The 20,349-nt window shown below is 73.5% G+C and carries 16 protein-coding genes; 9 read left to right on the top strand and 7 right to left on the bottom strand.

All coding sequences use genetic code 11. From position 1 onward, the window contains the following. Nucleotides 1-15 precede the first annotated feature (15 nt). The 3 genes from Vau01_RS14185 to Vau01_RS14175 form a co-directional block, all read right to left on the bottom strand. Nucleotides 16-783, bottom strand: a complete 768-nt coding sequence (locus Vau01_RS14185; protein ID WP_203992017.1) for a helix-turn-helix transcriptional regulator — start codon at nucleotides 781-783, stop codon at nucleotides 16-18. Nucleotides 784-873: 90 nt separating this feature from the next. Then, on the bottom strand, nucleotides 874-1,170 hold the full coding sequence (locus tag Vau01_RS14180; protein WP_203992014.1) for a DUF6295 family protein: 297 nt from the start codon (nucleotides 1,168-1,170) through the stop codon (nucleotides 874-876). Between the two features lie 2 nt (nucleotides 1,171-1,172). Next, on the bottom strand, nucleotides 1,173-1,907 hold the full coding sequence (locus tag Vau01_RS14175; protein WP_203992011.1) for a dienelactone hydrolase family protein: 735 nt from the start codon (nucleotides 1,905-1,907) through the stop codon (nucleotides 1,173-1,175). Nucleotides 1,908-2,057: 150 nt separating this feature from the next. Between Vau01_RS14175 and Vau01_RS14170 the strand changes: the two genes are divergently transcribed. Continuing rightward, nucleotides 2,058-3,416, top strand: a complete 1,359-nt coding sequence (locus tag Vau01_RS14170) for a PQQ-dependent sugar dehydrogenase (protein WP_203992008.1) — start codon at nucleotides 2,058-2,060, stop codon at nucleotides 3,414-3,416. After that, nucleotides 3,413-4,747 carry a serine hydrolase domain-containing protein gene (locus Vau01_RS14165; protein WP_203992006.1) on the top strand — a complete coding sequence of 445 codons (1,335 nt, stop codon included), beginning with the start codon at nucleotides 3,413-3,415 and terminating at the stop codon, nucleotides 4,745-4,747. Before Vau01_RS14170 ends, Vau01_RS14165 begins: the two co-directional genes overlap by 4 nt. Nucleotides 4,748-4,910: 163 nt before the next feature. Here Vau01_RS14165 and Vau01_RS14160 read toward each other — a convergent pair whose 3' ends face one another. Both Vau01_RS14160 and Vau01_RS14155 read right to left on the bottom strand, forming a co-directional pair. Next, nucleotides 4,911-6,050, bottom strand: a complete 1,140-nt coding sequence (locus Vau01_RS14160) for a hypothetical protein (protein WP_203992004.1) — start codon at nucleotides 6,048-6,050, stop codon at nucleotides 4,911-4,913. A gap of 211 nt (nucleotides 6,051-6,261) precedes the next feature. After that, the gene (locus tag Vau01_RS14155; protein WP_203992002.1) at nucleotides 6,262-7,911 is read right to left on the bottom strand and encodes a DUF885 domain-containing protein; all 1,650 of its coding nucleotides are present in this window, start codon (nucleotides 7,909-7,911) and stop codon (nucleotides 6,262-6,264) included. An 85-nt stretch (nucleotides 7,912-7,996) separates the two neighbouring features. Here Vau01_RS14155 and Vau01_RS14150 point away from each other — a divergent pair, with 85 nt between their 5' ends. Genes Vau01_RS14150 through Vau01_RS14140 form a run of 3 tightly spaced genes read left to right on the top strand, consistent with a single transcriptional unit; the run spans nucleotide 7,997 to nucleotide 10,520 of the window. Beyond that, complete coding sequence (locus tag Vau01_RS14150; RefSeq protein ID WP_239151571.1) at nucleotides 7,997-8,677, top strand: DUF1707 SHOCT-like domain-containing protein; 681 nt, start codon at nucleotides 7,997-7,999, stop codon at nucleotides 8,675-8,677. After that, on the top strand, nucleotides 8,674-9,489 hold the full coding sequence (locus Vau01_RS14145) for a patatin-like phospholipase family protein (protein WP_275423941.1): 816 nt from the start codon (nucleotides 8,674-8,676) through the stop codon (nucleotides 9,487-9,489). The genes Vau01_RS14150 and Vau01_RS14145 overlap by 4 nt, the downstream gene beginning before the upstream one ends. A gap of 23 nt (nucleotides 9,490-9,512) precedes the next feature. Next, entirely contained in the window at nucleotides 9,513-10,520 is a 1,008-nt protein-coding gene (locus tag Vau01_RS14140) for a 1-acyl-sn-glycerol-3-phosphate acyltransferase (protein WP_239151570.1), read from the top strand. Here Vau01_RS14140 and Vau01_RS14135 read toward each other — a convergent pair. Together Vau01_RS14135 and Vau01_RS64615 are read right to left on the bottom strand one after the other, a co-directional pair. Next, the gene (locus tag Vau01_RS14135; RefSeq protein WP_203992000.1) at nucleotides 10,508-12,043 is read right to left on the bottom strand and encodes an acyl-CoA carboxylase subunit beta; all 1,536 of its coding nucleotides are present in this window, start codon (nucleotides 12,041-12,043) and stop codon (nucleotides 10,508-10,510) included. The two genes, Vau01_RS14140 and Vau01_RS14135, sit on opposite strands and share 13 nt — an antisense overlap. Before the next feature lie 445 nt (nucleotides 12,044-12,488). Then, entirely contained in the window at nucleotides 12,489-13,064 is a 576-nt protein-coding gene (locus tag Vau01_RS64615; protein ID WP_203991998.1) for a hypothetical protein, read from the bottom strand. On the opposite strand from Vau01_RS64615, the gene Vau01_RS14125 reads away from it, so the two are divergent. The 4 genes from Vau01_RS14125 to Vau01_RS14110 are packed head-to-tail and all read left to right on the top strand — an operon-like array spanning nucleotide 13,053 to nucleotide 20,347. Next, entirely contained in the window at nucleotides 13,053-15,929 is a 2,877-nt protein-coding gene (locus tag Vau01_RS14125) for a hypothetical protein (protein WP_203991996.1), read from the top strand. The two genes, Vau01_RS64615 and Vau01_RS14125, sit on opposite strands and share 12 nt — an antisense overlap. After that, on the top strand, nucleotides 15,913-17,079 hold the full coding sequence (locus Vau01_RS14120; protein ID WP_203991995.1) for a hypothetical protein: 1,167 nt from the start codon (nucleotides 15,913-15,915) through the stop codon (nucleotides 17,077-17,079). The genes Vau01_RS14125 and Vau01_RS14120 overlap by 17 nt, the downstream gene beginning before the upstream one ends. Then, entirely contained in the window at nucleotides 17,076-18,899 is a 1,824-nt protein-coding gene (locus tag Vau01_RS14115; RefSeq protein WP_203991993.1) for a dynamin family protein, read from the top strand. The genes Vau01_RS14120 and Vau01_RS14115 overlap by 4 nt, the downstream gene beginning before the upstream one ends. Beyond that, the gene (locus Vau01_RS14110) at nucleotides 18,896-20,347 is read left to right on the top strand and encodes a dynamin family protein (protein ID WP_203991989.1); all 1,452 of its coding nucleotides are present in this window, start codon (nucleotides 18,896-18,898) and stop codon (nucleotides 20,345-20,347) included. The genes Vau01_RS14115 and Vau01_RS14110 overlap by 4 nt, the downstream gene beginning before the upstream one ends. Nucleotides 20,348-20,349 lie beyond the last annotated feature (2 nt).

Raw genomic sequence — 20,349 nt, 5'->3', positions numbered from 1 at the left:
AGTTCTCCGTACGTCCTACGCGACCGCGAGTTGCGCGACCAGCGCGACCCGGCCGGGCACGTTCACCTTGCGGTAGACGTTCTCCAGGTGCTTGCCCACCGTGCGCGGGCTGATCGCGAGCGTGCGGGCGATCTTCTGGTCGGTGCCGCCGGACGCCAGGCAGGTGACGATGTCGCGCTCGCGCTCGGTCAGCCGGTCCCAGACGTCGGGGCCGAGCGGCGTCGTCCGATTGGCGACCGACGACGTGAGCGCGGCCAGCCGCCGGCGGTGCCGCACGGCGTGCTGCAGGTGCGGCAGCAGCAGCCGCAGGACCGTGCGGTCGCGGTCGCCGAATCCCCGCCTCGACCGGCTGAACACCACCAGCACCGTGCGCAGGTCACGGGCCTTGACGACCGCGACCAGCTGGTCCTCGACGCCGCGGTGCCGGAAGTAGTCGGCGTAGATCGGCAGCCGCCGGTACTCCCGTTGGGTCATGAGGTCGGACAGCGAGGTGGTGTCGCCGGTGGCGAGCCGGCCCCGCGCGCAGGCCTCGACGGGCGGGTGCCCGCCGAGGTGGCGCAGATATTCCCTGCGGACCGGGCTGCGTTCGACGTAGCTTGGTTCGACCACGCAGCGCAGCTCCTGCCACGTGTCGAGCCGGTGCTCGTTGTACGACACCGTGTCGCACGCGATCAGCTCGGCCGCCGACGTCAGCATGGCCCGCTCGAACCCGCCGTCCGGCGCGTCGTTCATCGCGGCCACCACGTCGAGCAACCGGGTGAGGTCGTTCGCCCTGACCGACATCGCCCGCCTCCGATCATTTTCGTTGGAACCAGGACCCAACGAAACCTGGCAGGCTATTTCTTACTCCCGACTTACTCCCCTTGGGAGTCTTCAGCCGGAAACCTGACGCAGTTGCTCGGGCGACAGCCCGGTGAGATCGGCCGGCACCGCCGCCAGCGCCGCCCGGATCGCGTCGACCAGGGCCAGTGCCGACCCGGCCGTCAGCTCCACGGCCACCCGCGCCGCCGGCCCGGCGGCCGGGTCGGCGAAGTCGATGTTCAGCGTGTGATCGGCCAGCGCGTGCACCGGGTGGTCGTAGTAGACGGTCGCGGTGCGGAGCCGGAACCAGCCGTCGGCGCCCTTGCCGCTGCCCTCGACCGCGGTCTGTTCGGTGGTGTAGGTGCACATGGTCAGGCCCCCAGGTTCCGGTCGAAGAACGCCCGGATCCGCTGGTAGCCGTCGAGGGCGGCCTCGATCCGGTACGCCGGCCGGTCGACCGAGAAGAACGCGTGGCCGGCGCCGTCGTAGCGGTGGAACTCGTGCTCCTTGCCGAGTTCGGTGAGGAGCTTGTCGAGCTCGTCGACCTCGGCCGGGGCCGGGTACTTGTCGTCGTTGCCGAACAGGCCCAGCAACGGCGCGCGCAGGTTCGGCAGGCGGTCGCGCAACGACACCATCTTCAGCGGGAACTCGGCGGGCGCGTCGAGGAAGACGAACGCGCCGTAGCAGTCCACGGCCGCGTCGACGTCGAGTTCGGTGGCCGCCAGCACGGACTGCCGGCCGCCGGAGCAGTACCCGATGGTGCCGACCTTCGCGACACCCTCGTTCCTCAGGTGCGCGACGGCGCCGCCGACGTCGTCGAGCAGTTCGTCGTCGGCCTTGCCGCCCCGGGCCCGGGCGGCCGCGGCGGCGTCGTCGGGATCGGCGCCGGGCGCGATCCGGTGGTTGAGGTTCGGCATCAGGGCGGCGTAGCCCCAGGTGGCGAACCGGCGGGTGATCTCCTTGGTGCCCTGGTCGAACCCGGGTGCGTGGTGGATGACCACGACCCCGCCCTTCGGCGTGTCGAGCGGCCGCGCGAGATAGGCCTCGATCTCCGTGCCCGGCCGGCTGGCAACGGTGATGGTCCCTGCTTGAATGGCATCCTTCACGCGTCTCACTATGCTCGATGCGCCCGCATCCGCGGCCGCAGGCCCCGTGCCCCGGTGGCGTCGCCTTCCCTCGTCGCTCCGGTCGCTGCGCTCCCTCCGCTCCTCGGTCCAGGCAACGCCGGCCCGGGGCCGGACAGCTATGGTTTTCCGATGCGTGTCCCGTCCCTGATGGCCGTCACCCTGCTGGTCGCGACGATCGGCCTCGCGGCGTGCGGCGACTCCGACGACGACCGCGCCGAACCGGCGGCCGCGCCCGCCACGGCGGTACCGGCTGCACCCACGCTGCCGCAGGTGGCCGGCGCGCGCGGCCAGGTGCCGGTCACCGTGCCCGCCGGGATGAACTCCGCGCCGTTCGACCGGCCGCGCACGCTCGAACTTCCGGGCGGCTGGACGGCGTCGGTGTACGCCCGCATCAGCCGGGCCCGGTTCATCACGCCGACGCCCGACGGCGCGATGCTGGTGTCGCAGCCCAGCACCGGGAAGGTGCTCCTGCTCAGGGACGGGCAGGTCTCGGACTTCATCACCGGGCTGCGGAACCCGCACGACGTGGTGTTCGCGTCGGTGGGCGGGAAGCAGTGGGTGTTCATCGCCGAGTCGCACCGGGTGATGCGGTATGCGTATTCGCCCGGTGCCCTCACGGCCGCGCCTGGCGAGGTGGCCGTCGACGGGCTGCCCGACCAGTCCACCCCGGAACTGCGCGGCAACTACGGCCACTACCTCAAGAACATCGCGATCAACGGGAACACGCTGTACGTCTCGATCGCGTCCACGTGCAACGCGTGCGCGTCCGACACGGTCAGCGACCCGCAGCGGGCCACGATCTACACCTACGACGCGGCCGGGACCAACGCCGGGCGCACGCTGTTCGCCCGGGGGTTGCGCAACGCCGAGGGTCTCGCGTTCGTTCCGGGGACGGACGAACTGTGGGTCGTCGTGAACAACCGCGACAACACGCTGGTGCCCGACGACCGCGACGCCGACGGCGACGGCAGCGGCGACAAGGGCCGGCGGGTCACCGCGTTCGTCGACGACTATCCGGTGGAGCCGTTCACCCGGGTGGTCCGGGACGGTTTCTACGGCTGGCCGTTCTGCAACCCGAACAGCGACAACGGCGTCCGGAAGATGCCGTTCCACCGCGACTACGAACTCAACCGCGACGGCAAGGCCGCCGACTGCGCGACCGCCACCCCGATCGACGTCGGGCTGCAGGCGCACTCGGCGCCGCTGGGCCTGACGTTCACCAAGGGCACGAAGGCACCCGACCTGGGCGCGGTGATCGCCCAGCACGGGTCGTGGAACCGCAGTTCGCCGAGCGGGTACAAGGTCATCTACTTCCCGTGGACGTCGTCCGGGCCGGGCGAGGAGCGGGTGCTCGTCTCCGGTTTCCTGGAGCCGAACGGCAAGGCGTGGGGGCGGCCGGTCGACGTGGCGGTCGACACCGACGGCGCGTTCCTGGTCACCGACGACGCGGCCGGCGCGGTGTACCGCCTCGTCCCCCCGCCGGCATGACGCTCACCCGCCGCGCGGTGCTGGGTGGCGCTCTGGTCTCCGCGCTGGCCGGGTGCCGAGACGGCGCTCCGGCCGCGTCACCTTCGTTGCCGTCTTCCTCCTCGCCGTCTCCCTCTGCGTCTCCCTCGCTCGCGACGGCTCCCACCGAGTTGGTCTTCACTCCGGGACGCACGCTGCGGCCGGCCGCCGCACCCGCGTCCTACGGCGAGCAGCTGCTCGCGGTCGCCCGCCGCTACCAGAGCCCGACCCCCGACAACCCCGCCCACGCCACCTACACCGGCGCGGTCGTGCTGGTGGCGGTCGACGGCGAGATCACCGTGCACGGCGCGACCGGTGACGCGCTCCGCTACGGGGCGGGCCCCGTCGAACTGCCCGCGTCGCAGCGCGTCCCCATGCGCACCGACTCGGTGTTCGACCTGGCCTCGATCACCAAGGTGTTCACGGCGTTGCTGGTGCTGCGCCAGATCGACCGCGGCGCTGTGGTTCCGGACGCGCCGGTTGCCCGGTATCTCCCGCAGTTCACCGGCGGACGCAAGGCCGAGGTGACCGTGTCGATGCTGCTGGCCCACACCAGCGGCGTGCCGGTCGGCCTCGCACTGAACAAGGCCCGCGACCCCGGCGCGGTGCTGAGCACGCCGCTGCTGCCGGGCGCGGTGCCCGGCGGCACGTTCCGGTACTCCAGCCTGGGACTGATGATCCTCGGCCAGCTGCTGGAGAAGGTCTCCGGCTCGTCGCTGGCCTCGCTCGTCTCCGCCGAGCTGACCGGGCCGCTGGGCCTGCGCGAGACCGGCTTCCTCCCGCTGACCTGGCTCTCACCGGCCGACCGTGCCGCCCGGCTGGTCGCCACCGACGCGCGCTCCAACCGCGGGCTGCTGCGGGGCCGGGTGCACGACCAGGTCGCCGACGCGATGGGCGGCGTCGCCCCGCACGCCGGCCTGTTCGGCACCGCTCACGATCTGGCGGTGGTGGGTCAGCTGCTGATCAACGGCGGCGAGTACAACGGCGTGCGGGTGTTGAGCGAGCAGACCGTGCGGCTCATGCTGACCAACGTCAACGCCGGCAAGCCCGCCATCGACGAGGATCGCCCGGGCCGTTCCGCGACCCACGGGCTGGGCGTCGAGCTGGACCAGCCGTGGTTCATGGGCAACCTCGCCCGCCCGTTGACGTTCGGGCACACCGGTTTCACCGGCACGTCCCTGCTCGTCGACCCGGCCCGGCGGCTGACGCTGGTGCTGCTGACCAACCGCGCCCACCCCAACTGGACCTGGGCCAACCCCGACCACCCGAGAACCGCGATCGCCAACACCCTCGCCGGCGCCCTCCCGGCCTGACCCCGTCCCCGCTCCTGACACTGTGCCGGGCCGGGATCCGCCCGGCGCACCCGAACCATGAGTCGATCTTGCAGTTGTGGTGCCTATCAAAACGGGGCAATTCAGTCGCTATCTGGCACCACAACTGCAAGATCGACACCGGGGAGTGCCGGCGGCGACGGGCTTATGCGAGGCCGCGGTTGTCGTGCTTGTCGCGCTTGGCCTCGCGGCGCAGCATCTCGGCGATGCGGCCGGCCACCCGGTCGTTCATCGCCGGCCCGGACACCCGTTGGGCGGCCGCCAACGGCGGCGCCGGCATCGTGGGCACGGGCAGCGCGGACGCGGCACCGGCCGGCGCCGGTTGCGGATCGGCCCGGTGGCTCGCCCGCTCCACCCGGTGCGACGGGTGGTAGTGCGGCGGCCAGGTGGTGTCCTCCAACTCGGCCGACAGGCGCGAGGCCGGCGCCTGAGCGCCCGGAACCTGCGCGGGTGACCGTTGCGCGGGAATCGTCCCGGCGAGCGCCGCCCGTGGTGCGGACAGCGGCGGCAGCGTCGTGGCGGCGGGCGTCGGCGCCGAGGGCAGAGCGGGCGGACCCTGGCCGAGCGGAGCACCGAACGGCGGCGCGGGGCGGCGGCGCGGGAGCGGGATACCGCTGTCCGGGAACCGCTTCGGCAGCGGCGCGCCGGCATCGACCAGCGGCGGGCGGAAGCCCATGGGCGGCGTCTCGGCGTCGGACAACGAGTCGGCGCTCCGGGGGCGGAGGAGGTCCGCGATCGGCGCCGGGCCGGGCTGCGGGGAAGGACCGGCGGGCAGGGCCGCGGCCGGCCGGTTCGCCGGGGACATCGGGCGCCGCCGTGGCAGCGGGATGGCCGGCTCCAGCGCCGCCGGCACGGGCGCGGCCACCGGGGTCACCGGCGCGGCCACCGGGGTCACCGCGGGAGAGGCGGACGGCGAGGCCGCCGGGGTCACCGCGGGAGAGGCGGACGGCGCGGTCACCGGGGTCACCGCAGGAGAGGAGGACGGCGAGGCTCCCGGCTTGAGCGGCGGGGCCGAATCGGTCACCGGCGGGTCGGGATCGAGGGTGGTGACGCGGGTGTGCAGCGTCCCGTCCCACTCGCCGATCCACACGGACCACGCCGTCTCGGCTTCCTGGACGACCACGGTCGCGAACACGCCGGGGTTGCGTTCCACGACGGCGCGCAGGGCGTCGGCGACCTCGTCGACCACCGGGCTCACGGAGTCGCTCCGGCGGGTGACGGTCGAGCGTTCACGGAGTTCGTCCCGACGGGCGATCCGCGCCAGCGCGTCCTCCAGACCCCGCATCCAGGTGGCTCCCCTCGCACGCCGACGGCGACAAACCGCCGCACCCCCGAGCGGCAGCCTCGGCATCGACATTAACCATCGCCCGCGCCGGCCGTCACGGGCGACGCGGGCGGATGCGGACGGCGACTCAGCGGGGATGCACCGTCCGTATGGGCGAAACAGGTCAACTGGGCTGGACCCCAGCGAAACCGACGCCTATAGTCCACCGATCTCAGGACGCGGCCCAGCTCCGCACCACGTCCTCGAGCACGGTCAATGGCAGCGGGCCGGCGCCCAGCACCGTGTCGTGGAACTCGCGGATGTCGAATCGTCCGCCGGCCGTCTGCTCGGCAAGAGCCCGGATCCGCTGGATCTCCAGCCGCCCCACCATGTACGCGAGCGCCTGGCCGGGGTCGGCGATGTACCGGTCGGTCTCCTGGACGATCTCGACCATCGGCATCACCGAGTTCGCCGCCATGTACTCGACCACCTGCTGGTGCGACCAGCCCTTGGCGTGCAGGCCGGTGTCGACCACCAGCCGGCAGGCCCGCATCGAGTCGGCGGCCAGCATGCCGAGCCGCGTGACGTCGTTGGAGTACAGCCCCATCTCGTCGGCCAGCCGTTCCGAGTACAGGCCCCAGCCCTCGATGTACGCGTTGAAGTCGGCCAACCGGCGCAGCAGCGGCAGCTCGGTGAGCTCCAGCGCGATCGTGATCTGGAAGTGGTGACCCGGCACGCCCTCGTGGAACGCCGTCGCCTCCGACGTGTAGCGGCTGCGCTCCTCGGCCCGGTACGTGTTGGCGTAGTAGGTGCCGGGCCGGCTGCCGTCGAGCGCCGGCTGCAGGTAGTAGGCGCCGACCGCGCCGGGTGCCTCGTCGGCCGGCACGGGCGCGACGACGCAGCCCTGCGACGGCAGCTTGCCGAACCACTGCGGGGCCACCGCCTCGGCCCGGCTGATCGCGGTGCGGGCGGAGGTCAGAAGCTCTTCACCGGACGTCCACCGCAGCGCCGGATCGGTGCGCAGCCGCTGGAAGATCTCCCCCAGGTCGCCGGTGCCGAACACCCGCGACCCGATGGTCCGGTACTCCTCGGCCAGCCGCGCGACCTGTTCCAACCCCGTCTCGTGCAGCTCCTCCGGCGTGCGCTCCGTGGTGGTGTGCAGCCTGACCAGGCTGGCATAGATCTCGTCGCCGCCGGGCAGGAAGCACAGCCCGGGGCGGTCGGCCGGACGCCCGTGCGGCAGCACCTCGGTGGCCAGCACCTCGCGGTACCGGGCGACGGCGGGCCGCACGACGTCGTCGATCACGCGGTCCCGCGAAACGTCGAACGTGGCCGGGTCGCCGGGCGCCACCGGACGGCACAGCGGGTCGCCGGCGCGATTGCCCAGATACCGGTCGAAGAACGCCACCGTCGCCTCGACCAGCCGCCGCACCGGCACCCGGCCGGCCGCGATACCGGCCCGGTGCCGGTCGGCGATCTGCTCCAGCGCCCGCGGGATCGCGCCGAGCCGGGCCAGGTAGCCGTCGGCGTGCGCCGGCTCGGTGAGACCGATCATCGGGATGTTGATGAGCAGGTCGGGCCCGTGCGCCGTCCACGTGTCGGTGATCGCGTACTCGACGCCGCGGGCCGCGATCCGCGCCCGCATCTGCTCGACGGTCGCGAGCAGCACGGCCCGGGTGATCCGGTCGTCGGCGCCCAGGGTGGCCGGGTCGACGGCGGCCGCCCGGTCGGCGAACCCCGCGACGGTGGCGACGAACGCCTCCTCGCCGGCCTCGCTGTAGTCGGTGAGGCCGTCCTCACGGTCGCGGATGCCGTTGATCGTGGCGGCGAGCGGGTGCGCGTCGAAGTAGACGGCCATCAGCTCGTCGGCGAGGTCTTTCATTGAAACTCCCCGTGATGTCGCGTTGTCCAAGGCCACCGTACGCGACGGTCGTGAATGCCCGGCCCGGTCAACTACGCTGGACGGCATGTCGAATCTCCCGGAGCCGCTGCCGCCACGCGAGCTGCGCGCCTCCGACGCCGACCGGGAGCGGGTGGCGGCGGTGCTGCGCGAGGCGGCCGGCGAGGGCCGCATCGGGCTCGACGAGCTCGACGAGCGGCTCGCCTCGGTCTACGCCGCCCGCACCTACGCCGATCTGGAGCCGCTCACCCGCGACCTGCCGTCGGCGGTCAAGCCGGAGGCCCCGGTCGAGCGCATCAACCCCGACCGGTTCGGCGGCGAGCCCACGTCGGCCGCCGGGTTCGCGTTGCTGGGCGGCTTCGAGCGCAAGGGCAACTGGGTGGTGCCCGGCACCTTCGAGGCGTTCGCGATGCTCGGCGGCGGCGACATCGACCTGCGGCAGGCCAGGTTCGCCGAGCGCAAGGTGGTGATCCGCGTCTGGGCGATCCTCGGCGGGGTTCAGGTCACCGTGCCGGAAGACGCCGAGGTGCACGTCGCCGGCGTCGGGATCCTCGGCGGGTTCGACAACAGCGCGGCGGGCGCCGGCACGTCGGGCGGGCCGGTCGTCGTGGTCAAGGGCATGGCGCTGCTCGGCGGCGTCAGCGTCGAGCGCAAGGCCACCGACGACGTGCTGAAGCAGCGCAAACTCGAACGCAAAGAGGAACGTCAACGGCGCAAGCTGGAGCGCAAGCAGCTGAAACCCCAGTGAAGACCGCCTTCGTCCTCGGCGGCGGCGGTGTGCTCGGTGCCGCCGAGGTCGGCATGCTCCGGGCGCTGCTCGAACGGGGCATCAAGCCCGACCTGGTGATCGGCACCTCGATCGGCGCGGTCAACGGCGCCGCGGTGGCGGCCGATCCCACCGAGAACGCCATCGCGCAACTGGCCGCGGTGTGGTCGTCGCCGGCGACGAAGGAGATCTACGGCGACTCGTACGCCCGCCAGCTCCGGCGCTTCGCCAGCCGCACCCACCTGCACTCGCCGGCGCCCCTGCGGCGCATTCTCAACCGCACCCTCGGCGAGGACCTGAGGATCGAGGACCTCCCGATCCCGTTCCAGTGCTGCGCCGCCAGCATCGAGCGGGCGGCGGAGCACTGGTTCACCGAGGGCCCGCTGGTGCAGGCGGTGCTGGCGTCGAGCGCGGTGCCCGGCCTGCTGCCGCCGGTGCCCGTCGACGGCGAGCACTTCATCGACGGCGGCGTGGTGAACTCGATCCCGGTCGGCCGGGCGGTGGAACTCGGCGCCACCACGATCTGGGTGCTGCAGGTGGGCCGGGTCGACCGGCCGTTGCAGCCGCCGAAGCGGCACCTCCACGTCGCGCAGGTCGCGTTCGAGATCGCGCGGCGGCACCGGTTCTCCCGCGAGATGGCCGCCCTGCCGGCGGGGACGGAGGCGCACGTGCTGCCCACCGGCGGCGGCTCGTCGAAGGACGACTCACCGCTGTCGTACCGGAACCTGAGCGCCGCCCGGACCCGCATCGACCGGGCCTACCTCGCCAGTTGCGCCTACCTGGACGCGTTGTAGTGCCACCGATCTGGGTCCGGCGGGTGCTCATCGCACCGGTGGCGTTCGCGGTGTGCGTCACCCTGCTTCTGACCATGCCGGCGTGGCTGCTGATCGCGGCGATCTTCTCGCCGTTCGGATCGGGCCGGCGGCGTGGACTGCGGGTGCTCTGGGTGATCGCGGTCTACCTGGCGCTGGAGGTCGCCGCCCTCCTCACGCTCTTCGGCCTGTGGATCGGCTCCGGCTTCGGCCTCGCGATGCGCCGGCCGTGGTTCCAGCGGGCGCACTACGTGCTGGTCGGCCAGTTCCTGGCGGTGCTGTACCGGCAGGCGAAGTCGGCGCTGCGGCTGCGCATCGACGTCGAGGGGGAGGACCCCGACATCGCCGCGCCCGGCCGCCCGGAGCTGATCTTCTGCCGGCACGCCGGCCCCGGCGACTCGTTCATCATCACGCACGCGCTGGTCAACTGGTACGACCGCGAGCCGCGCATCGTGCTGAAGGACACCCTGCAATGGGACCCGGCGATCGACATCGTGCTCAACCGGCTGCCGAACCGGTTCCTGTCCAAGCGCTCGACGCACCCGGGCACGATGAGCGCCGAGGAGCACATCGCGACGCTCGCCACCGGGCTCGACAGTGACGACGTCCTCCTGATCTTTCCCGAGGGCGGCAACTTCACGCCCGGGCGGCGCACCCGCGCGATCGAGCGCCTGCGCAAGCTGGGCCTGCCGCAGTGGGCCCGCCGCGCCGAACGCCTGCGGCACGTGCTGGCGCCGCAGCCCGGTGGCGTGCTCGCGGCCCTCGACGCGGCGCCCGAGGCGGGCATCGTGCTGGTCGGGCACACCGGCTTCGAAGACCTCGACAGCGTCAGCGACGTGTGGCGCGGCCTGCCGCTCGACCGTCACCTCACGATGCGCTGGTGGTCGGTGCCGCCGGCCGACGTCCCCGCCGGTCGCGAGGCGCGCATCGCGTGGCTCTACGACTGGTGGGCGAAGATCGACGCCTGGATCGCCGAGCAGTCCACCCGCGAACGCGCGGATCAGGGCCGGTAATTTCGCGCCGCCGAACGCGCGGCGGCCAACGACGCATACGCGTCGTCGGCCCATTCACAGAGCAGGGGACGCGTGTGAGCGGGGTCGATCACGTCCTCGATCCCGAACACCTCGGCCGTACGCGCCGGCGCCCGCACCGCTTCCAGCTTCGCGAGGATCTCCGCCTTCATCGCGGCTGCTTCCGCGCCCGCCTCGGCGAACCGGCGCTGGAACGCCACCTCCACGCCGCCCTCGATCGGCAGCGACCCCCAGTCGCCGCTGGGCCAGGCGACCCGGAACGTGTGCCGGTGGTGCGGGCGGTGCGCGGCGCCGGCCACCCCGAACACCCGCCGGACGAGCACCGACGCCCACGGCACCGTCGTCCCGTAGATGGCCGCGACCGCGCGCGCCCCGCGCCGGATGGTGCCGTTCCGTTCGGACGCGCTGCCGATCACGAACCCGGGCTGGTCGACGAGGTGCACGACGGGCAGCCCGAACGTCTCGGCGAGGTCGACGAACCGGGTGAGCTTGTCGGAGCCCTCGGCGGTGAGGCCGCCGCCGTAGACGCGCGGGTCGGCGGCGAGCACCGCCACCGGCCAGCCGTCGAGGCGGGCGAGCGCGGTGATCGTTGACGGAGCGTGGTAGCGGCCGACCTCGAGCACGCTGTCGGGGTCGAACACCCGGGCCAGGATCGCCCGCATGTCGTACGGTTTGCGGCGGTCCTTCGGCACCGCGTCCCGCAGCATCGGATCCGACTCGACGGCCGCGCCCTCGCCCCGGGCCGCTCTTTCGGTGGCATTGGCCGGGAGGTAGGTCAGCAGGGTGGCGGCCAGGTCGAGCGCCTCGTCCTCGGTGTCGACGACGAGGTCGACCGTGCCGGCCTTCGCCGCGAGCCGCCACCCGCCGAGCGTCTCCTTGTCGACGCGCTCGCCCATGCCGGCCTCGACCACGGCCGGCCCCGCGATGAACACCTGGCTCAGTTCCCGCACCATGATCGACAGGTGGCTGGTGACCAGCCGGGCCGCGCCCAGCCCCGCCACCGGCCCGAGCGCCACCGCGATCACCGGGATGCGCGCGAGGTTCGCCACCACTTCGTCCCAACCGGGGTTGTACGGCACGTACGTGTGCCCCATGTCGAGCAGCGACTCGACCGTCCCGCCCCCACCGGTGCCGTCGAGCAGCCTGATCAGCGGAACTTGAAGTTCGCCGGCCATCTTCTCCGCGTACACCTGCTTGGCCATGCCGGTCGGGTCGGCCGCCCCACCCCGGACCGTGAAGTCGTCGCCGACGACCACCGCCCTGCGCCCGCCGATCGTCGCCCGCCCGAACACCGTGTTCGTGGCCGTGAACCCGTCGGGCGTGTGCCGCCCGGCGAGTTCACCCACTTCGCGCCAGCTGTCCGCGTCGACCAGCTTGTGAATGCGGTCGCGGACCGTGAGCTTCCCCTTCGCCACCTGCCGCCCGACGGCGGCCGGCCCCCCGAGCCCGGCCGCCAGCACCCGGCGCCGCGCGAGTTCGGTGAGTTCGTCGGTCCAACCTTCCATGCGTCTGATCATCCCCCAGGATGCCCGGGCCCTTCGAAATCCTGAGACGTTGCGAGACCGGGTGGGAGAACGGGCAGACATCCGCGCACATCGGCCCCGGACGCTTGCGAATTGACCTTCGTGCGTCAAACCTCGATTCATGCCCGGCCGCACGCGCGCGCAGGAGACGGACCGGCCCACCGAGTTGGCGACCGATTCCGTCGGTCCGGCTCCCTTCGGGCCCGCGCCGCCGACGCTCGACGCCCTCACCGCGGGCGGCAACGGCGCGATGTCCCGCCTGATGTCCGCGGGTGGTCCCGGCGGTCCCGGGCCTGCCGGCATGTCGGTGGACCCGCTCCAATCTTCAATGGACGGCGGTGAGCCCGCCGTTCCCGCAATGTCCCTGGCGACGCAGACCCGCATCCCCGATGCACCCCCGGAAACCGGTGCCGGCGGCGCAGGCACCTCAGGCGGTGGCGGCGCGGGTGGCGGCTCGGGCGGCAGTGGCGCCGGCGGTGCGGGCGGCGGTGGCGCCGGCGTTGGCGGCGGGACTGGCGCTGGTGGTGCCGGCGGCGGGGCTGGTGTGGGCGGGCCTGGCATCTCGGGCGAGCAGGTGCCCGGCGGTGCGGGCGGCGGCGCCGGCAGTGGTGGCGCCGGCAGCGGCGGCGCTGGCGGCGGGGCTGGTGTCGGCGGGCCTGGCATCTCCGGCGAGCAGGTGCCCGGCGGTGCAGGCGGCGGTGCAGGCGGCGGTGGTGCCGGCCGCGGTGGCGCGGGCGGTGGCGCGGGCGGCGGCGCGGCCAATGGCGGTGCCGGGGGCGCGGGCGGTGCGGGCAGTGGCGGCGCCGGTGGAGAGCGGGCCGGGCTCGACTCCTCGAACGGCGGTCCCGGTGCGGGCCGGGATCCGGCGAGCAGCGTCGGGCCGGCCCAGGTCGTGGGCGAGCCGATGGTGCATTCCGGCGCGTCGGGGTTGCCCGATCAGCAGCCCGTCGTCGATCAGCCGGCCATCGATCCGGTCCTGGTCGACGACGAGTTGGCCGAGCATGAGCGGTGGGGGTCGGCCGCCGCGACGGTCGGGGATGCCGGGTCGGCGGATCGGGCCGGTTGGGTTGCCGAGCAGGTCGGCGGTGGTCTCGGCGGCGGGGTCCTGCCCGCGGCGGGCATGGGTGTGGCCCTCGAGTTGACCACGCGGGCGGCCTCGCGGCTCGCCGTGCGACGGATCCCGGTGCCGGTGGTCGGCGCGATCATCGGGGGCGCGATCGGTGCGGTGTCGCTCTACGGGCAGTTGTTCGGGGAGGGACGCGCGGAGCTCGCCGCCAAGTTCGCCGCCGCCGGTGAGGGTTCCACGTGGTACGAACGGGCGGCCAACAACATCGACGCGGTGGTGGCGGGGCTCGACATCGCCGGCAACGCGCTCGACACGATCGGGCTGGTCGCCGGCATCGTGGCGGCGATCGCGTGGGCGTTGGCGATCCCGACGTTCGGGGGCTCGCTCGCCGTGGCCACCCCGGCGACCGCGATCGCCACCGGCGCGTCGCTGGCCTCGGCGGTGCTCGGCGTCATCAAGATCCTCGGGCAGTCGTTGGTGCTGCTGTTCCGGTCGCTGCATTCGTTCACGTCCGAGGCCGACCCGCGGGCCGTGCAGGCGACCGGCGGGCAGTTGTCCGAGAGCGCCGGCGCGCTCGGTGGCGTCCTCGGTGGTTTCGCCGGGTCGAAGGCCGGCGGCAAGGCGGGCGACCGGCTGAGCCTGCCCGCCGACCCGAACCGCGCCGCCCGGGCCACCGACGCGGCCGGCACCAACACCCGGGCGCCGGTCCACCCGGAGGGGCCGTTCGTCGAGGCGACGCCGCGGCTGGTGCTCATGCCCGACGAGCTCGACGCCGCCCGGCAACTCGCCGCGAACCCGAACGCGACCGTGCTCGGCGCCGACGGTCAGGTCGCCGCCGGCGGCCCGCTGCCCGGGACGCGGACCACCACACCGGGCCTGCTCGACGCGAACGGCAACCCGATCGGCGCGGACGTCACCCCGAACCTGGTCGACGCGTACGGCGCGCCGATGAGCACGCAACCGATCATGCACGGCGAGCCGGCGCTCGACCTCGACGACTCGGTGATCCCCGGCCTGCTGATGGGCCACGAACCGCAGCCCGGCGTGGCCCGGCGCATCGCGCACACGATCCAGGACGACCCGCTCGACGCCTCCTCGGTGCGTCCCCGGACCCGGTTCGACCCGGAGCCCAACCTCAACGAACTGCGGGTCGCCATCGGCGGCATGGGCGGCGAGAACAGCCTCAAGAATCTGATCGCCGACGCCGACAAGCCGACCCCGTTGGCCTCCCTCGGCTACGGACACGGCCACCTGGTCGACGCGGACGGCAACGAGATCCCCCGCCAGTTCGGGCCGTTCCGCGGCGAGACCGGCGAAGCGGTGATCGACCCGCTGACCGGCAAGAAGATCTGGGACGCCGACGCGACCCTGCACCTGCCCGGAACCGGCGACTACCAGCCGGACGCGGCGTACGCGGTGCGGGTCGGCCAGCCCGGCTCGTGGGCCGACCACGTCTTCGACGGCGACGACGCGCTCGCTGCGGCGGTCGCGCACGCCCAGGCCCGGGCGCTGGCCGGTCAGGAGGCCATCGCTGACGACTCGGCCCTGCCACGCGGCTGGATGCCGGACGCACCGGGCAATCAGCCGTTCGCCAACGACCCGATCAACGCCATGAACGTCTACGAGATCGACCCGGCGACGCCGCGCGTGGTGTCGACCGTCGCCCCGCAGCCGGAGGCGTCGGGCGCGCCGGGCCTGCCGGCCATGTACCCGGGCGGCGGCCCGCAGGCGCAGTTGCCGTTCGGCACCATCCCGAAGGGCAGCACGCCGGTGGCGTCGGTTCCGGTGCAGGTGCCGCCGAGCGTGCCGTTCGTACGCAAGATGTTCGGGGCGAAGGCCTCCGAGCTGACCGACGAGACGGTCGGCAGCCTCGACGCCGCCAACGACGCGGCCAGCGCCGCCGCGATCGCCCAAGGGGGAGGCGGCGGCGGGGCGGGCGGGCGTCATGTCGAGCCCGTCAACCCCGCGTACGAGCGCCCGCCCGGCACCCCCGAGCAACTGGCGGCGATGCGCGGCGAGATCGCGACGCTGCTCGTCTGCCAGGCACAGGCCGACGCCGACGCGGCGGCCGCGCAGTCCGACCAGGCCGAGACCGCCCGCCGGGCCGAGCAGCTGGTGACGGTCGCCGGCGGCGTCGACGAACTCGACCGCCGCACCGCCGAGCAGGCCACGGCCGTCACCGACACCGCGGCGGCCAACCGCGAGCAGCAGACCCGGCAGGCCGACGCCGGTACCAGCCTCGCCTCGTCGGCGTCGCGGATGACCGGGTTCGCCACGCTGGAGGTGATGCTCGGTGGCTGGGCGGCGGTCACCGGTGGCGTCGGGGCGGTGGTCTCGTTGGTGTCGGAGAGCGGCGCGGCGAAGATGAACCAGCTCAACGCCGACGCGGTGCGGTTCATGGCCCAGCTCGCCCAGGCCAAGATGCTGGTCTCCGGCCAGAACGCGCAGCACCCGATGCAGATGGGCAAGCTCTCCGCCGACGCGACCGCGCTCACCGGCGAGGCGGGCCGCACCACCGCCACCGGCGCGGCCGTGCAACGCTCCCAGCAGCAGGTCGACGCGCTCGGCGCGCAGAACGCGTCCGACGCCGCGGCCGCCGCCGACGCCGAACAACTGGCGCGGACCGACGCGACCGCCGCGGTGGGCGCGGCCACCGACGTACAGGCGCGGCACGACCAGCTCGCCGCCGATCTGGCCGCGTGGGCCGCGCGGCACCGCGAGCAGCGCCGCCAGGCGGTCGCGGCCACCCGCGTCCGGCTGGAGGCACAGGGATACGAGGTGACCGATGAGTCCACCTGGTGAGGTGTCCACAGTGGACGCCGAGGCGGCGTTCCAGCGGGTGGCAATGCTGACGGCGGCCGGTGACCTGGCGGGTGCCCGCACCGCGCTCCGGCACCTGGGCGACCGCGCCGAGGCCGGCGGCCAGGCCGTGCTGGCCAGCCGCGCGCTGCGGTTGTCGGCCACCCTGGACCGCGCCCTCGGCGACCCGAACGACGCCGTCGCCACCGCCCGCCGCGCCGCCGGACACGCCGAATCCGCCGTCGCCGAAGCCGCCACACGTGCGGCCGGCGCCGCGGGTGGGGCCACTGCCGGGCCCGACATAAACGACGCTCGATCCGGTGCGGGTTTCGGCCGTGAAGGCACACCGGATCGAGCGTCGTATATGTACGACGGGGCCGCGGAGGTGGCTACCGCGGCCTACGCGGAGCTTGCCGAGTCTCTGGTGGCTCTCGGGCGGGCGGCGGACGCGGCCGCGGCGTACGGGAAGGCGGCCGGGCACGCCGCCTCCCCGGCCACGGCCACCGCGCTCCGGCGCATGCAGGCGTTGGCGCTCACGTCGGCCGGGCTCGGCGGGGAAGCGGCCGCCATCCTGCGGGACCTTGCCGCGGAAGCCGACGATTCCACCGAAACGGCGTCGCTGTTGATCCAGGCGGCGGCCACCAGCGGCTCGCCAACGGCGCCGGCCACCAGCGGCGAGAATTCGGTCGCGGCGGTCGGTGGCACGGCGTCCCCTCAGATCTTTGACGCGGCGCGGCTGCTGCGCGATGCGCGCGACGCGGTCGACGCCGCCGGGGCCGCGGCGCGTGACCTGCGGACGGACCTCGCGTTCGTCGCGGCGTCGGCGGCGCTCGACGACCGTGACCTGCCGCGGGCGCTGGCCGAGATCCGCGCGGCGCGCCGGCACGCGCTCGACGGCGTGGCGGTGCTGCAGTACATCGCGGCGGCGGTGGCCGAATCGGCGGTCGCCGAACTCGTCGGCGATGATCAGTCGGCGTACGGATCGCTGGCCACGGGGTATGCGACGCTCGGTGACGTCGTGGGGAAGTCGCTCAGTGCGGCGACGTTCGAGGGTCCGCTGGTGCGGTTGCGGGAGCGGTGGGGCGCGCCGCGGTTCGCCCGCGCCAAGCGCGCCTACGAGGAGAAGCGCCGTCGCGTAGGGTCGGGCCGGTGAGCGATCCCGACGGTGTCGATATCGGCGGCCGGGTGGCGCAGAGTCCGCAACTGGCCCGCGCGGTGGTCGACCTCGACCGGGCCCGAGACCTCGCGCTGGAGGCCGGCCGCACCGACCTGGCCGAGCGGCTCGACGGCAACCGGGCCAGGCTGGTCGGGCGGAACGTGCCGGTCGCCGTGGTCGGCGAGTTCAAGCAGGGCAAGAGTTCACTGGTCAACGCGTTGCTGCGCACCGATGTGTGCCCCGTCGACGCCGACATTGTCACGGCGGTGCCGACGATCGTCCGCTACGGGCGGCGGCCAGCGGTGGTCGCGCACATCGCGGGACCCGACGGCACGGTGGCGACGCGGGCCAAGGTGCCGTTCGAGCGGCTGCGCGAGTACGTGACGCGCGACGACCCCGACGAGAAGCTGCGCGCGGTCGAGGTGCAGTTGAACCGGCGGCTGCTCGCCAGCGGGCTGTCGTTCATCGACACACCCGGCGTCGGCGGGCTGGACTCCGCGCACGGAAACCTCACCCTGGGCACGCTGCCGCTGGCCGACGCCGCGCTGTTCGTCACCGACGCGCGGCAGGAGTTGACGGCACCGGAGGTCGACTTCCTCAAGCGGACCATCGACCGGTGCCCGGCGGTGGTCGTCGTCGTCACGAAGATCGACCTGCAGGCGGAGTGGCGGCGCATCGTCGACCTCAACCGCGGTCACCTGTCCCGGGCCGGCCTGGAGCTGCCGATCGTGCCCGTCTCGTCGTTCCTGCGGCTGCTCGCCGCGCGCCGGAACAGCACCGACCTCAACTCCGAGTCCGGGTTCCCGCGCCTGCTCGACGTGCTGTACAAGCAGGTGCTGATGGGCTCCGACAGCGCGGCCGCGCGGTCGGCCGCACAGGAGACCGGGTTCGTGCTCGCCCAACTGCGCGAGCAGGTCGCGGCCGAGCAGGCGGTGGTCGTGTCGCCCGAGGCGGTTCCCGAGCTCACCGAGCGGTACGCGGAGAAGGCCCGCCGCAGCCAGAGCCTCGCCGCCGGCGCGGGCGGCTGGCAGACCATGCTCGTCGACGGCATCCAGGACCTGTCGACGGACGTGGAGCACGACCTGCGGGAGCGGCTGCGGGCGATGGTCCGGCGCGGCACCGCGATGATCGAGGCCGGCGACCCGCGCGAGACGTGGCACGACTTCCAGGGCTGGGCGGCGAAGGAGGCGACGGCGGCGGCCGTCGACAACTTGTTCGCGCTGGTGACACGGACCGAGCAGCTCGCGCGCGACGTCGCCGAACGGTTCGACCTCGAATACGACGGCCTGGACCTCGACCTGCCGGCGCCGGCCGTGACCCTGGCCGACGTCGCCAGCCCGGAGACACGTTTCGACAAGCGCTCGACCAGCCAGTTCCTCAGCGCGTTCACCGCCGCCCGGGTCGCGATCCTCGTTCCGGTGATGTTCGGCGCGTTCGGCTCGCTGCTCGGGCTCACCGTGGCCGCGCCGCTCGGGCTCGTGGTCGGGCTCACGGTGGGACGCAAGCTGCTGCGGGTCGAGCGCGAGCGGCAGATCGAGTCCCGTCGGCAGGTGGCCCGCCAGGAGCTGCAGCGCTACGTCGACGAGGTGGCCTTTCTGGTGAGCAAGGATTCCCGGGACGCGGTGCGGCGCACCCAACGATTCCTGCGCGACGAGTTCGCGAACCGGGCCGGGCTGGCCGAGCGTTCGTCGGCGGCGGCCCTGGCGGCGGTGCGGAACGGGTCCGCGGTGCCGGAGCACCAGCGCGCCCGCCGCGCCGCCGAACTCGACGCCCGCGGCCGGGAGATCGACTCGCTGGTCGGACGGATCTCGGCATGACCCTCCTCGACCGCACGCGTGCGTTGCTGGCGCAGGCCTCGCGCGAGTTGACCGATCCTTCTTCTTTGAAGGTGGTCGCCGCCGCCTCGGCCCGGCTGGAGGAGCCGCTGCGGGTGGCGATCGCCGGGATGGTCAAGGCCGGCAAGTCGACGCTGCTCAACGCGATGGTGGGCGAGGAGTTGGCGCCGACGGACGCGGGGGAGTGCACCCGCGTCGTCACCTGGTACCGCGACGGCGCGGCGTACCGCGTCCGATCCTTTCTCGCCGACGGCGACGTGGAGCCGCGCCCGTTCGACCGCGTGGCCGGCGCCCTGCGCGTGTCGCTCGGACGGCCGCTCGTCGAGGTGGACCATCTGGTGGTGGAGGTGCCGTCGCGCCGGCTGCGGCAGCACACGCTGATCGACACTCCGGGTCTCGCGTCGCTGTCATCAGACGTTTCCCAGCGGACGTACTCGTTCCTGGAGGCCGACGAGGACTCCCCGGGCCAGGCCGACGCCGTGATCTACCTGCTCCGGCACATGCACGGCAGCGACCTCAACTTCCTGGAGGCGTTCCACGGCGACGACCTCGCCAACGGATCGCCGATCAACGCGATCGGTGTCCTGTCCCGGGCCGACGAGATCGGCGGCTGCCAGCTCGATTCCATGGAGTCGGCCCACCGGGTGGCCTCCCGCTACCAGGCCGACGAACGCATGCGCCGGCTGTGCCCGGTGATCGTCCCGGTGGCCGGGCTGCTCGCCGCCGCCGGCGCGACCTTGCGCGAGAGCGAGTTCCGGGCCCTGGCGACCCTCGCCGCCGCCGACCTCGACGAGGTGGTCTCGTTGCTGCTGACCGCGTCGCGGTTCGCCACTGCGTCCTCCCCGGTTCCGGTGCCGGCGGCGCAGCGGCGGGAACTGCTGGGGCGGCTCGGGGTGTTCGGGGTCCGGCTCAGCGTCTCGCTGATCCGTTCGGGCGCCGCGACGAACGCGTCCGCGCTGGCGCGCGAGCTGCTGGCGCAGAGCGGGTTGGCGCGGTTGACCGACGTGCTGGGCGTGCAGTTCGTCAGCCGGTCCCAGGTGCTGAAGGCCCGGTCGGCGCTGGCCGCGCTGCACGGCGTGGTCGGCGGGCATCCCGGGCTGGTGTCGGCGGTCGAGGAGATCCGGGCCAGCGCCCACGAGTTCGTCGAGGTCAGGTTGCTGCATCAGCTGCGGTCGGAGCGGCTGCCCGGGCGTCCGGAGCAACTCGCCGAGATGGAAAGGCTTCTGGGGGGACTGGGTGCGTCGGCGCCGGAGCGGCTCGGGTTGCCGCCCGACGCGGTGCCGTCGCTGCTGCTCGCCGCGGCGCAGGACGCGCTGGCCCGGTGGATGCGGGTGGCGGAGCATCCGTTGAGCGCGCGCGAGGTCCGGTTCGCGGCCCGGGCCACCGCTCGCAGTTGCGAGGGGATCGTGGCCGCGCTCTCGGCTGCCTAGAG

Source organism: Virgisporangium aurantiacum (assembly GCF_016863635.1).
In the GTDB taxonomy this organism is placed as follows: domain Bacteria; phylum Actinomycetota; class Actinomycetes; order Mycobacteriales; family Micromonosporaceae; genus Virgisporangium; species Virgisporangium aurantiacum.
Note: the sequence above shows the minus strand (reverse complement) of the source record. Positions and strands in the feature narration are given on the sequence as shown.